Consider the following 12,560-nt stretch of genomic DNA (forward strand, 5'->3'; position numbering starts at 1 on the left):
CCTCTCGAATGGAACAATCACGATTGATCGCGACGATCCTGATCGCGCACCAGCCAGTGGACAGCACCAAGGGCAAGGGCGGCTCCGGCGAGGGCCGCGATCTTGGCCGGACTCGTTTCGCCGAGATCCAGGATGATGAACTTGCGGGCGATCGCAAGCAACGCGATGAGGACGATGGTTCGCACCTGCAGAATTCCGAACCTGCGCTCAGTCGCCACCAGTAGCGACCGTTTGAACTCCAGCGCGATCACCACGGTGAAAATCATGCCGAAGACGACTTGGAACGTGCTGTAATCGAGCGTATCGAGCGCGCCCAAAACCAGTCGGTTCAGCACCTCGCGCAGGAGCGCCCATACAGATGCCACCACGACCACGGCGATGATGGCGCTGAGCAGGAAGATGACGACCTGCTCGAATTTCTCGTAGAGCGTCATTGCCGACCATTGTTCGCGGGTCAAACCGGGCGGTCTGTCGCGTTCCATTGCGATCTCTCCTCAAACATGGCCCCCGGGGAACCGGGTTCCCCGGGGGCTTCGGCATCTGTATCACACCTGAAATCACGTGGATCGAGGATGCATGTCAGGCGTCGGCGACTACTCGATCACGCGGATCAGCCGTTCTTGACCTCGATGCGCTTGACCTTCGCCTGTGCCTCCGGTGTCTGGGGAAGCTTGATGGTCAGCACGCCGTTCTTGAAGGATGCCTGCGCCTTTTCGCCATCCACACCTGGGGGCAGCGGAATGGTCCGGTAAATCGCGCCGTAGCTGCGCTCGGAGAGATAGTATCCCTTTTTCTCCTCCTGGCGCTCGATCCTCTTTTCGCCTTTCACGGTCAGCATGTCGTCGTTGACCGTGACCTCGATGTCCTTCATCTCCATGCCAGGCAACTCGATCGACACTTCGATCGCGTTGTCGGTCTCGACCATGTCGGATCTTGCTTCGCCGCTTCCCCATGGCCAGTCAAAATTCCCAACACGATTCCAGAAGTTTTCGAACACATGGTTCATCTCGCGCTGGAGCGTCGCGATCGGGTTGTCCTCGCTGCTCTTGGCATCCGGCGCGTTGTCCTTGCGCGCCCAGGGAATGAGGTCCTTGATCTGCATGATATGGTCTCCTTCGGTTCTCAGGCGCCCTTGACGGCGATCCTTTTCGGTTGCGACTCAGCGGCTCGAGGGAGGGTCACGGTAAGAACGCCCCCGTGCATTTCAGCCTCGATCCTGTCAGGGTCGAAGTCTTCGGAAAGCATGAAGGCCCGCTCGAAATCGCCCTCGCCATATTCGGCATAGGACAGTTGCAGGTTCTCGGGCTGCATGGGTTCGACCCTGCCGCGGATCGTCAGCACGCGGTTTTCGAGCGTGATATCCACATGGTCGGGGCCGACGCCGGGCATCTCGAGCATCATGGAGACGCCCTGATCGGTCTCGATGATATCGGTCAGCGGGCGATAGATGCGGCCGCCTCCAGTGGTCTCAGGCGCGTCCGTCACCGTTTTCTCTGTGGCTTGCGTAATGTCGGTGCTCATCTTTCCAGTTCCTCTCACGCTGCCTTGATCTCGATCTTCTTTGGCCGTGTCTCCTCGGGCCGGGCAATGACAATCTTCAACACGCCGTTGACCATCCTTGCCTCGACCAGGTCATCGGAGGCTGCGAACGGAATGCGAATGGCGCGCGAGAATTTGCCATAGGCGCGCTCGTTGCGGTGCCACCGCGCACCCTCCGGGACTTCTGGAGCCTTGCGTTCGCCGGAAAGCGTCAGAACGTTGTCATTAACGGAAATCTCGATATCGCCCGGCTCGATCCCGGGCAGTTCGGCGGTGATGGCGATGGCATCCGGACCCTGCCAGACATTCATCGCCGGGAATGCCGCGCGAGACGTTGGCGGCCTGAAGCCGCTCTCAAGATCGCGCATCATGGAGCGCATGAGCGCGAAGGGATCGTTGCGGCGGATTCGTGTTGGATAGAGCATTGCTGACCTCCTGAAGCTGAAGCGCAACGCCGATCAAGCCGTGCGCGCGGTTCTTGCGGAGGCTCGCGCCGGCAGGCTCTCGGGCATCTTCAATCCTATGCGCAGCGGGATATGATGCAAGCAAAATTTATGCTGGCAAACCAAGCGTCCGCACGTATGATGATCGTTGTCACATAGAACTGGAGGACCACCGATGATCTCATCCGGACAGGCTCTGATCGGCACGACGATCCACCGGGTCGCTCAGCTCATCCAGCAGCGCATCGACGACGAGATCCGCGACAGCGGGCTCACACGCCTGTCCTGGATGGCTGCTGCTCATGTTGCCGACGCGGATGGCCTCACGATCGGCGACCTGGCGGCCCGGCTGGAGGTCGGTAACGCGACGGCCAGCCAACTGGTGGATCGCATGGTGCGTGGCGGCTGGGTCGAGCGATCGCCTTCACCGGACGACCGGCGATCGCAGATCGTCACGATAACGGCGAAGTCGAGATCTACCATACGGGACATCGAGCCGCGGCAGCTGCTGCTGGAAGATGAGATCTTGCGGGATCTGTCGCCCGAAGAGAGACGCGTTCTGTTTGTGCTTCTGGAGCGCATACGTGCGCGGCTGTCACGCTAGAGGGAGACAGCCTGCCATGGAGAAAAGGACCGAATACAACATCTGGTACTGGGTCGCGGCATTTGTGGCTGTGATCCTTATCCAGAACCTGATCGCCAGCTGGCAGTCCGTCGCACCGATCAGTTACAGCCAGTTCGAAAAGTATCTCAATGACGGCAAGATCGCCTCCGTCGCAGTCGGAGCAGATACGATAACCGGCAGCTTCACAGAACCGGTCGATGGCAAGAGGCAGTTCGTCACGACCGTCGTGAACCCCGCCATCCTCGAGCGGATCGACCGGGCCGGCGTCGAGATCACGGGCGTTCCGCAGAACACCCTGTTCGGCACGTTGATCTCGTGGGTGGCGCCGGCGCTCGTGTTCTTCGCCATCTGGATGTTCCTGTTCCGCCGCTTTGCCGACAAGCAGGGTTTCGGCGGGTTCATGCAGGTCGGCCGCAGCAAGGCCAAGGTCTACATGGAGAAGGAGACCGGCGTCAGTTTTGCCGACGTCGCCGGCGTGGACGAGGCCAAGGCCGAACTCGAGGAAGTCGTCGCGTTCTTGAAGAACCCGGCGGAATACGGAAAGCTCGGCGCGCGCATTCCCAAGGGCATCCTGCTGGTCGGGCCGCCGGGGACGGGCAAGACGCTGCTCGCCCGCGCGGTGGCCGGAGAGGCGGGCGTCGCCTTCTTCTCGATTTCCGGCTCGGAATTCGTCGAGATGTTCGTGGGCGTCGGCGCCGCGCGCGTCCGCGACCTGTTCGAGCAGGCGCGCAAGGCGGCTCCCGCGATCATCTTCATCGACGAGCTCGATGCCCTCGGTCGCGCGCGCTCGGCAGGCCAGATCGCCGGCGGACATGACGAACGCGAGCAGACGCTCAACCAGCTTCTGACCGAGCTCGACGGCTTCGACCCGTCGGTCGGCATCGTGCTCCTGGCCGCGACCAACCGGCCCGAGATCCTCGACCCTGCGCTTCTCCGCGCGGGCCGGTTCGACCGGCAGGTTCTGGTGGACCGGCCCGACAAGAAGGGCCGCGTGCAGATTCTCGGCGTGCACATGAAGAAGGTGAAGCTCGCCCCGGACGTCGATGCCGAGAAGGTGGCGGCACTGACGCCGGGCTTTTCGGGCGCTGATCTCGCCAATCTGGTCAACGAGGCGGCGCTGCTCGCCACACGCCGCAAGGCCGATGCGGTGACGATGGACGACTTCAACAATGCCGTGGAACGCATTATCGCCGGGTTGGAGAAGAAGAACCGCGTTCTGAACCCGCGCGAACGCGAGATCGTCGCGCATCACGAAATGGGGCACGCGCTGGTGGCGATGGCCCTGCCAGGCGTCGATCCCGTGCACAAGGTCTCGATCATCCCCCGCGGCATTGGCGCGCTTGGCTATACTATCCAGCGGCCGACCGAGGACCGCTTCCTGATGACGCGCGAGGAGCTCGAGAACAAGATCGCGGTGCTGTTGGGCGGACGGGCGGCGGAAAAGCTCGTCTATAACCATCTCTCGACCGGCGCGGCGGACGATCTGGTGAAGGCCACCGACATCGCCCGTGCCATGATCGCGCGCTATGGCATGGATCCCGATCTCGGCAATGTCAGCTACGACAGCGAACGCCCGGGCTTCCTCGGGACCGGCGATCAGGCGTCCTGGCTCAACCGACGCTACAGCGAGGCGACGGCCGAGCGCATGGACCAGAAGGTGCGCGAGGTCGTGGATGGCGTCTTCAAGCGCACGCTGGCGCTTCTTGAAAGCAACCGAGGTCTTCTCGAGCAGTCTGCACGCGATCTCTTGCAACGAGAAACGCTGGATGAGACCGAACTGAAGGAAATCGGCCTCAAGGTGAAAAGAACGGAAGCGGTTGCGGCATGACGTCTTTAGCGGCGCGGATGGCGCGAACAAATCGAACTGGATGAGCGAAGGGAGAACACAAATGGCAAACGGTAAGTGCGACATGTGCGGCCGCCCGGCGACGGCCCGCGTCCGGGCCTCGGTCAACGGCCGCGTGCAGGACATGGAACTGTGCGATCAGCATTATCGCGAGATGGTGCGCCGGTCTGGCCGCAGCGCGTCGCCGCTCGAATCGCTCTTTGGAAGGCACTCGCTGCTCGACGAGTTCTTCGGCGACAGCGGATTCGGAAGCCTCTTCGGCGACAGCCCGTTGGCGGGAAGCGCGCTCGGGTCTGCGGGCGGCCACGATGCCGTTGACGCAACCTTCGACGATGCCGCCCCCCGGCGCGGCGTCCGTCGCGGCGGGGGCGGACGGACAATCGCCGACAGGCTGAGCGAGCAGGGCAACAAGCTTTTGCAGGAAGCGGCGCAAAAGGCCGGAGAGTTCGGGCGTAGCGAAGTCGATACCGAACATCTGCTTCTGGCCCTAACTGCTTCCGAGGTCGTCAAGACCATCCTCGAGCAATTCAAGGTCGATGTGGACGATCTGCGTCGACAGATCGAGACAGAGGCAAAGCGCGGCGATGCCAAGCCGCAAGGCGAGATCGGCGTCAGTCCGCGCCTCAAGGACGCGCTGAACCGGGCCTTTATCGCCTCGAACGAGTTGGGCCACTCCTATGTTGGCCCTGAGCACTTGGTGATCGGCCTCGCCGAAGAGGGTGAGGGTCTCGCCGCGTCGATCCTCCGCAAATACGGATTGACACCGCAGGCGCTGCGCCAGCAGGTGACGAAGGTCGTCGGCAAGGGCGCCGAGGAAGGCCGCGTGGAGGCCCCCTCCAGCACGCCCGATCTCGACCAATACAGTCGTGACCTGACCAAACTCGCCCGCGAGGGCAAGCTCGACCCCGTCATCGGCCGCGCTCGAGAGATCGAGACGACGATCGAAGTGCTGGCCCGGCGCAAGAAGAACAATCCCGTCCTGATCGGCGAGCCCGGCGTGGGCAAGACCGCAATCGTCGAGGGGCTGGCGCAGCGGATCGTCGCTGGCGAGGTGCCCGAGGCGTTGCGCGACAAGCGGTTGGTAGAGCTCAACATCAACTCTATGGTCGCCGGGTCGAAATATCGCGGCGAGTTCGAGGAACGAGTCCAGAAGATCCTCAAGGAGATCACCGAGGAGAAGGACAGCCTGATCCTGTTCATCGACGAGATTCACACGATTGTGGGCGCGGGCCAGGGCGGCGGTGAAGGCGGGCTCGACATCGCCAACACCTTCAAGCCGGCGCTGGCGCGAGGCGAGTTGAACCTGATCGGTGCCACGACTCTCAACGAGTATCAAAAATATATCGAAAAGGACGCCGCGCTCGAACGCCGCTTCCAACCGGTCTACGTTGACGAACCGACGGTCGCGCAGACGATCATGATCCTGCGCGGTCTGCGTGATACGCTGGAGGCCCATCACAAGGTTACGATCACAGACGAAGCTATCGTCGCGGCGGCAGAGCTTTCGGACAGGTATATCACCGGCCGCTTCATGCCCGACAAGGCGATCGATCTCATCGATCAGGCCGCCGCGCGCGTGAAGATCAGCGCCACCGCGCGCCCGGTTGACGTGCAGGAGCTCGATGCCGAGGTCCAACAGATCAAGCGCGAGCAGGATTACGCCGCGGCCCGCAAGCAGTTCGACCGGGCGGCGGAACTCAAGAGAGAGCTGGAAACCAAGCAGAAGGAACTGAACGAGCTACTGGAAGTCTGGAAACGCGACCAGGCATCGGCCACGGCCGAAGTGCGCGTCGACCATGTCGCCCAGATCGTCTCGAAGATCACTGGTGTTCCGGTCACGGAGCTGACCACCGAGGAGAAGGACAAGCTCCTCAAGCTCGAGGAGAAGTTGCACGAGCGCGTGATTGGCCAGGAAGAAGCGATCCGAGCCGTGGCCGACGCGGTGCGCCTGGCGCGTGCGGGTTTGCGCGAAGGACGCGGCCCGACCGCGACCTTCCTGTTCCTCGGCCCGACAGGCGTTGGTAAGACGGAACTGGCCAAGACGCTCGCCGAGGTTATCTTCGGCGATCAAGACGCGATGATCCGTATAGACATGTCGGAATATGGCGAGCGGCACTCCGTTGCCCGGCTTGTCGGGGCGCCTCCGGGTTATGTCGGCTATGACGAGGGCGGCCAGCTGACCGAGAAGGTCCGCCGCCGCCCCTATTCGGTCGTGCTCCTCGACGAAATCGAGAAGGCGCATCCGGATGTCTACAACATCCTGCTTCAGGTGTTCGACGACGGCCGCCTGACAGATGGCAAGGGCCGCGTGGTGGACTTCACCAACACCATTATCATCGCCACCTCGAACCTCGGTTCCGACATCATCCAGCGCAACCTCAAAAAGCGCGGGACGCAGGAGTTCGACGAGGTGAAGCAGAAGGCCGAACTTATGGAGGTGCTGCGCGGACATTTCCGGCCCGAGTTCATCAACCGGATCGACGAGATCATCGTGTTCCATTCGCTGAATCATGCCGAGATCCGCCAGATCGTTGAGTTGCAGCTGAACCGGGTGAAACGCACGGCCCTGACCCAAGGCGTCGAACTCGAATTCGACGTGAGTGTCGTGGATCACTTCGGCGCGGTCGGCTTCCGCCCCGAATTCGGCGCTCGCGAGTTGCGGCGACTGATCCGCTCGCAACTCGAGACCGAGCTCGCTCGCGAGATCCTCTCGGGACGTATCGCGGACGGCGACAAGGTACGCGTTGCCTGGTCGGCGGACGAGCAGAAGGTGGTCTTCGAGAAGCTCGAAAGGGCTAAGGCTGCCGATGCGTCGAGCGAGGACGCCGACGAGTCGAAAGGCGCCCCAGGCCAAAAGGGCAAGCGAAAGTCGGCGAACAGAGAACACAAGCCAAGTGCAGATGAGTCCGACAAGAAGTCACTGAAGAGCTCGTCTGGCGAACAAAAGCCGTCCGCCTGAAACGAGCGTCCCGGCCGGACACGGGCCACATCGACCATCTCCGGCCGGACCTCCAACGCAAAAGTCAGCGAAAATGAAGATTCGAACCGCATTTCGTAATCTCGACCGCCACGGGCGGCAGCGCGCCCCCGAGGTGATCGCCGAGGAGGTCCGGCAGCTTGAAAGTCATCTGAAGCGCTTCCGACCCGAGCTGGTCCGTTTGGAGATCTCCGTGTCGCAGACGGAGGGCAAGACCCGCATCCACGCCAGCCTGCGTCTCCAACTGCCCTCGGGCGTGATCGCAGCGCAGGAGGACGGATTCGAGATCGAACCTGTCCTGCGCAAGGCGTTCGCCGATCTGCGCAGACGTGTCGATCGGAAGGTGGCGCTGCTCAAGGGCGAACCGCAATGGAAGCGCCGGGCACGGCGCGCCCGGATCAAGGCGCTGCTGCCGCCCGCACGGGACAGAGCCGAGGCCAAACGTCGCACGCTCTATTTCGGCCTGATCGAGGATCATCTCGATGCGGTCTACGACACCGTGAGGCGCGAACTGACTTACCTGGAGGCCAGCGGGGCGGTCCGCGAAGGCCGTCTCGATGTCGGCGATCTGGTCGATGCGACGATCCTGAAAGGTCTCGAGCGGTTCGAGCAGCGGCCGACAGAGTTCTCGGTCGGCCCCTGGCTGACGCGGCTGGCCTTCGAGAGCATCGACGCTGCGGCACGGGAGGCCAGCCATGCGCTGCCCGACAGCGCCGCCTCTCTCGACTTGGAGCCCGAGGCCCCGGCGCAGGATCCGACCGAGGCCGACCAGGAGATGTTCGAGTTCTATCAGCCCGACGAAGCCCTGCGTCTGGAAGACGTCGTGGCCGACGGCTCCGCCGCCAATCCCGAGGCCGAAGCGGCGCGGCGCGAGGAGGCACTGGCGCTGCACCGGGCCGTCGCGGCGCTCCCGGCGCTGTGGCGCAGGGTGCTGCTGCGGCTCGATCTGGAGAACGACACGGCGGAGCACGTCTCCCAAATCCTCGGCATTCCGGAAGATGACGTCCGACGGATCGCCCAATCCGCGCGGGCGCAGCTTCGCGAGAAGATGCAGGCGTCCGGATACCCGGCTGACACCGCCGGGACGTTCAGGGAATCGTCGCGCATCCCGCAGCCACTTCTGGATCGGGATCGGATCGAGAGGGGTCTCCTGGGCGACGTGAAGGGAGAAGCGTCATGACGCGCGGACATAATCGTCCTCCCCTTCCACCGAAGGTGCCGGGGACCGACATGCGGTCTTGGGACGTGCCGACGGCCATCATCTACCGGCCGGCGCGCTCGGTAATGAGCGTAGAAAATGCCGGCGCAACTCGGTTCCAGGAAACTTCTGAAAATTCAAGGAGGAGGAGAAATGAACACTGAGGCGGAACAAAGTGTGCGGGGCAGTGAGGATCTGCTTTGCAGCCTCTCCAAGAACTGGTGGGCATTTGTCCTCCGAGGCATTCTCGCGTTCCTGATTGCAGCGCTGGCATTCATCATGCCGGCAGAGTCGCTCCTCGCCTTGACCCTCGTCTTCGGGGCGTTCTCTTTTGCCGACGGTGTGTTCGGGCTAATTGCCGCCGTACGGCACCTCCGCAAGGGCGAACGTTGGGGCTGGCTGATGTTCAGCGGCATCCTTGGAATTGCGACCGGTGTTGTTGTGGTGGTCTCGCCCTTCGTCGCTACATTGGTGCTGGCCACTTTCCTCTGGGCGAGCATCGCTTTCTGGTCAGCGTTATCCGGCATCTTTGAAATCGTCGCGGCGATCCGACTGCGCAAGGAAATCAAAGGCGAGATCTGGCTTATTCTAAGCGGTCTTGTCTCGGTTGCCCTGAGCGTCGCCGTAATCTGGCTGTTTCTCACCCGCCCGGTCGAGACCTTTCTTGCGCTCGGTTGGCTCCTCGGTTTCTACGCTGCCTTCTTCGGCGTGATGATGGTGTTGCTCGGCCTCCGGCTTCGCAAGGCTCGTAGATCCGACGGCTCCATCTCCAGTGACATTATGAACAAACCCAGTGAAGCGTGAGCGTGGCGACCGAACACCACCGATACGTTGGCGACGAAGACGACGATCTCACTCGTTGGGATGAAACGATCTTCGAGCGATGTTTGCGCGTCGGCTTCAATCCGTTTGGCTCTGGGCCGACGCCTGTTTTCTTGCGGCACAAGCCAATAGAAGAGACGGCGGCGCACAATCTCCCGAATCAAGCTGCGGGAGATTGCAGAGATGAATGATGGCAGTCCGTCTAACGGCAGCAAACAACCTGTATATAGGCGTTCTATATATAGAGCTCGCGACCTGGCTTATGCGCTTTTCTCTATCGCCATTGGGGGAGCAGCATATCTCGCTTTTCGCGAGATGTTCGTCGAGAGCGAGCCCGTACCCTTCGCCCGGGAAGTAGTGCTGGTGTTTCTCGGGGCCGTTGCGACAATCTATCTGACAGCGGTCTTGCTGAACAGGCAAACTGAGCTGGAGCTTCGCAAGGAAGGACAGGTCATCATCCTTCAAAAGAAGAATGATATTTACATGGCCTGCATCGAGAAGGTCGCCCAAATCGTGGAGACCGCTCTGCACAACGACGACCTGATTGATGAATTGCGCGTCTTGAACCACAAGTTGGCCGTGCTGGGTAGTTCTGACGTCATCGCCTCCTTCGAGAATGTCCTTGATACCCTGATTTCGGGTCTGCGGGACGGAAAACTAAATTCAGAGGACGGATCAAATATCATGAAAGCTGTCGCAGAAATGACCTCCGCGATGCGCAGAGATATCCTCGAAGAGATTGCTGCCGGGAATCGGCGTACAACGCGTGAAGCCATTCTTCGAAACTCGAACCGTATGCAACATCTCGACCGGATTGAGTTCGGTAGTTCCGAAAGGGAACTACATCAGAAGGAAAACGGCAATGCTCGGACATAATCGTCCTCCCTTTCCACCGAAGGTGCCTGGGACCGACATGAGGTCGTGGGCCGTGCCGACGGCCATCATCTACCGGCCGGCGCGCTCGGTGATGACCTCCGCGCCCCGGCCGAATTACTGGGTGCTCGAGTTTGAGCCATCGCGACCGCTCTGGATCGAGCCGCTCATGGGCTATACCTCAAGCGACGATCCCTATCGTTCGATACGGCTCAAGTTCCCTGATCGGCAAAGCGCCATCGATTTTGCTGAACATAACGACTGGCGCTATATCGTGCGCGAGGACAATTCTGAGCGTGGTCCTGCCAACCGTTGGCAAGGAAGCGAGAGCCATCGGCTCTACAAGGGCGCGGATGCGCCGGGCGCTTTTCGAATTCTGCGCGGAAGCTACTCGGGAGGCACAGATCATCGCCTTCAGCGCGCGGTGAACCGTGAGGGCTCCGTCGAGCTGTCCGCTCAGGATAGTAACGGCGCGGATCCGGTTCTCGAAGCGAGCCTCGAGTCCTTCCCGGCGTCCGATCCGCCGGCATGGACGGGTGTGACGGTGGCGGCGAAGAAACCATGACTCGAACTGGAAACTGACGCGGGAACCGATAGCTTGTTTCCCTATCTCGACACCGTCGCGCGGAGATATCCTCCCGTCATCGTCTGGGCACTCGTAGGGGTGAACGTCCTCGCGTTCCTCTACCAGATCAGCCTGCCCCAGCGCCTGCTGGATCGGTTCCTGTTCGAGTTCGCGCTGGTGCCATCGCGCTTCTTCGGGCAGCTCAGTCTTGTCGCCCCCTCTGATTGGACTCCCTTCCTGACGAATATGTTCCTGCACGGGGGGTGGCTGCACCTCATCCTCAACATGTGGACACTCTGGATTTTCGGTCCCGCGGTCGAGGACCGTCTCGGTGCTGGGCGGTTCATCCTGTTCTATCTGTTCTGCGGCGTGGCTGCGGGGGTGGCCCATGCGCTCGCGAACCCTGACTCGGTCGTGCCTGCGCTCGGTGCATCCGGCGCGATTGCAGGTGTGATCGGGTGTTACGCGCGGATGTTTCCGGCGGCCCGGCTGGTTATGATCGTGCCCATACTGTTCATACCGTTGTTCTTCGAAGTCCGGGCATTTGTATTCGCCTTGATCTGGTTCCTCATGCAGCTCATCCCGGGATTTATGTCTTTGGGTGACCAGGCGTCGGGCGGGATCGCCTGGTGGGCGCATATCGGCGGCTTCGTCGCCGGCTGGCTCATCACGCCGCTGTTGCGAAGGCCTAGCGCAACCTATCGCCATTACTATCGAGACGAAGGCATCTACGGGTTCTTGCCGGATGGACGCCGGAGAGGAGGACAAAGTCCATGGACATAATGCAGCTGTTTTGGCTGTTCTTCATCATTTCCGCGCTGCAGCCCGTTCTGCAGCGCAGGTATCTCGAAGCAATGCGCACGCGGAAGATCGCGCAGATCGAGAAGAAGCGCGGCAGCCGCGTCATCCTTCTGATCCATCGCCAGGAGACCATGAACCTGCTGGGCTTTCCCCTCATGCGCTACATCGACGTCAACGATTCGGAGGAGGTCCTGCGCGCCATCCAGATGACCGACGACGACGTTCCTCTCGACATCGTGCTGCACACACCGGGCGGCCTGGTGCTGGCCGCGGCCCAGATCGCCCGCGCGATCCAGGGGCACAAGGGCAAGGTGACGGTCTTCGTGCCGCATTACGCGATGTCAGGCGGTACCCTGATCGCCCTTGCGGCCGACGAGATCGTGATGTGTCGCCATTCTGTGCTCGGCCCGATCGACCCGCAGCTCGGCGGCATGCCGGCGGCGTCGATCATCAAGGTTGCCGAGGAGAAGCCGATCGCCGAGGTGGACGACCAGACGCTGGTCATGGCCGATGTCGGACGCAAGGCGATCGCCCAGGTCCAGACCATGGCCATGCAGTTCCTTGCCGAAAACACGGACCAGGAACGCGCCCGGTCGTTGGCCGCAAAGCTGGCGACGGGAACCTGGACTCACGACTACCCCATCTTCGCCGACGAGGCGCGGAACATGGGACTCTCGGTGAGCACCGATATGCCCGACGAAATCCTGGAGCTCATGACGCTCTATCCGCAGCCCGTGCGGCGTCAGGGTGGCGGCGTGGAATACCTTCCCGAGCCGCGGCAGAGGGAAGCACGCAAACAATAGCTCCTGTTGCTACAGGTCAGAAGAAGAACGCCGCTCGTTTACGGCGGTAAAGTCGTTTGGAGGAAGTG

At 61.7% G+C, this 12,560-nt stretch carries 13 protein-coding genes; 9 read left to right on the forward strand and 4 right to left on the reverse strand.

The window, feature by feature from the left end:
- Positions 1-17 precede the first annotated feature (17 nt).
- The 4 genes from STARVERO_RS22270 to STARVERO_RS22285 form a co-directional block, all read right to left on the reverse strand.
- Positions 18-434 carry a phosphate-starvation-inducible PsiE family protein gene (locus STARVERO_RS22270; protein ID WP_280178169.1) on the reverse strand — a complete coding sequence of 139 codons (417 nt, stop codon included), beginning with the start codon at positions 432-434 and terminating at the stop codon, positions 18-20.
- A gap of 176 nt (positions 435-610) precedes the next feature.
- Complete coding sequence (locus tag STARVERO_RS22275) at positions 611-1,102, reverse strand: Hsp20/alpha crystallin family protein (RefSeq protein WP_159602236.1); 492 nt, start codon at positions 1,100-1,102, stop codon at positions 611-613.
- 20 nt (positions 1,103-1,122) lie between these two features.
- A complete protein-coding gene (locus STARVERO_RS22280; protein WP_159602238.1) occupies positions 1,123-1,521 on the reverse strand; it encodes an Hsp20/alpha crystallin family protein in 399 nt (132 codons plus the stop codon).
- 14 nt (positions 1,522-1,535) lie between these two features.
- Entirely contained in the window at positions 1,536-1,964 is a 429-nt protein-coding gene (locus STARVERO_RS22285; RefSeq protein ID WP_159602240.1) for an Hsp20/alpha crystallin family protein, read from the reverse strand.
- A 193-nt stretch (positions 1,965-2,157) separates the two neighbouring features.
- Between STARVERO_RS22285 and STARVERO_RS22290 the strand changes: the two genes are divergently transcribed.
- The 9 genes from STARVERO_RS22290 (at position 2,158) to STARVERO_RS22330 (ending at position 12,492) form a co-directional block, all read left to right on the forward strand.
- Positions 2,158-2,586 carry a MarR family winged helix-turn-helix transcriptional regulator gene (locus STARVERO_RS22290; RefSeq protein WP_159602242.1) on the forward strand — a complete coding sequence of 143 codons (429 nt, stop codon included), beginning with the start codon at positions 2,158-2,160 and terminating at the stop codon, positions 2,584-2,586.
- Positions 2,587-2,602: 16 nt separating this feature from the next.
- A complete protein-coding gene (gene ftsH, locus STARVERO_RS22295; protein ID WP_159602244.1) occupies positions 2,603-4,435 on the forward strand; it encodes an ATP-dependent zinc metalloprotease FtsH in 1,833 nt (610 codons plus the stop codon).
- Between the two features lie 61 nt (positions 4,436-4,496).
- Positions 4,497-7,412 carry an ATP-dependent Clp protease ATP-binding subunit gene (locus STARVERO_RS22300; protein WP_308678649.1) on the forward strand — a complete coding sequence of 972 codons (2,916 nt, stop codon included), beginning with the start codon at positions 4,497-4,499 and terminating at the stop codon, positions 7,410-7,412.
- Between the two features lie 73 nt (positions 7,413-7,485).
- The gene (locus STARVERO_RS22305; protein WP_159602246.1) at positions 7,486-8,610 is read left to right on the forward strand and encodes an RNA polymerase sigma factor; all 1,125 of its coding nucleotides are present in this window, start codon (positions 7,486-7,488) and stop codon (positions 8,608-8,610) included.
- A 171-nt stretch (positions 8,611-8,781) separates the two neighbouring features.
- Positions 8,782-9,432 carry an HdeD family acid-resistance protein gene (locus STARVERO_RS22310; RefSeq protein WP_159602249.1) on the forward strand — a complete coding sequence of 217 codons (651 nt, stop codon included), beginning with the start codon at positions 8,782-8,784 and terminating at the stop codon, positions 9,430-9,432.
- Between the two features lie 201 nt (positions 9,433-9,633).
- Complete coding sequence (locus tag STARVERO_RS22315; protein WP_244616990.1) at positions 9,634-10,326, forward strand: hypothetical protein; 693 nt, start codon at positions 9,634-9,636, stop codon at positions 10,324-10,326.
- A 52-nt stretch (positions 10,327-10,378) separates the two neighbouring features.
- Complete coding sequence (locus tag STARVERO_RS22320) at positions 10,379-10,888, forward strand: NADH dehydrogenase ubiquinone Fe-S protein 4 (protein ID WP_244616993.1); 510 nt, start codon at positions 10,379-10,381, stop codon at positions 10,886-10,888.
- A 33-nt stretch (positions 10,889-10,921) separates the two neighbouring features.
- Complete coding sequence (locus STARVERO_RS22325) at positions 10,922-11,671, forward strand: rhomboid family intramembrane serine protease (RefSeq protein WP_159602253.1); 750 nt, start codon at positions 10,922-10,924, stop codon at positions 11,669-11,671.
- Entirely contained in the window at positions 11,662-12,492 is an 831-nt protein-coding gene (locus STARVERO_RS22330) for an SDH family Clp fold serine proteinase (protein WP_159602255.1), read from the forward strand. Before STARVERO_RS22325 ends, STARVERO_RS22330 begins: the two co-directional genes overlap by 10 nt.
- Positions 12,493-12,560: the final 68 nt, after the last annotated feature.

The sequence above is a fragment of the Starkeya nomas genome (genome assembly GCF_902703545.1).
Lineage (GTDB): Bacteria > Pseudomonadota > Alphaproteobacteria > Rhizobiales > Xanthobacteraceae > Ancylobacter > Ancylobacter moscoviensis.

What these genes read in the sequence shown, in the direction of transcription:
- STARVERO_RS22270 (WP_280178169.1), bottom strand. Translation starts at nt 434, where the DNA reads ATGACGCTCTACGAGAAATTCGAGCAGGTCGTCATCTTCCTGCTCAGC.
- STARVERO_RS22275 (WP_159602236.1), bottom strand. Translation starts at nt 1,102, where the DNA reads ATGCAGATCAAGGACCTCATTCCCTGGGCGCGCAAGGACAACGCGCCG.
- STARVERO_RS22280 (WP_159602238.1), bottom strand. Translation starts at nt 1,521, where the DNA reads ATGAGCACCGACATTACGCAAGCCACAGAGAAAACGGTGACGGACGCG.
- STARVERO_RS22285 (WP_159602240.1), bottom strand. Translation starts at nt 1,964, where the DNA reads ATGCTCTATCCAACACGAATCCGCCGCAACGATCCCTTCGCGCTCATG.
- STARVERO_RS22290 (WP_159602242.1), top strand. Translation starts at nt 2,158, where the DNA reads ATGATCTCATCCGGACAGGCTCTGATCGGCACGACGATCCACCGGGTC.
- ftsH (WP_159602244.1), top strand. Translation starts at nt 2,603, where the DNA reads ATGGAGAAAAGGACCGAATACAACATCTGGTACTGGGTCGCGGCATTT.
- STARVERO_RS22300 (WP_308678649.1), top strand. Translation starts at nt 4,497, where the DNA reads ATGGCAAACGGTAAGTGCGACATGTGCGGCCGCCCGGCGACGGCCCGC.
- STARVERO_RS22305 (WP_159602246.1), top strand. Translation starts at nt 7,486, where the DNA reads ATGAAGATTCGAACCGCATTTCGTAATCTCGACCGCCACGGGCGGCAG.
- STARVERO_RS22310 (WP_159602249.1), top strand. Translation starts at nt 8,782, where the DNA reads ATGAACACTGAGGCGGAACAAAGTGTGCGGGGCAGTGAGGATCTGCTT.
- STARVERO_RS22315 (WP_244616990.1), top strand. Translation starts at nt 9,634, where the DNA reads ATGAATGATGGCAGTCCGTCTAACGGCAGCAAACAACCTGTATATAGG.
- STARVERO_RS22330 (WP_159602255.1), top strand. Translation starts at nt 11,662, where the DNA reads ATGGACATAATGCAGCTGTTTTGGCTGTTCTTCATCATTTCCGCGCTG.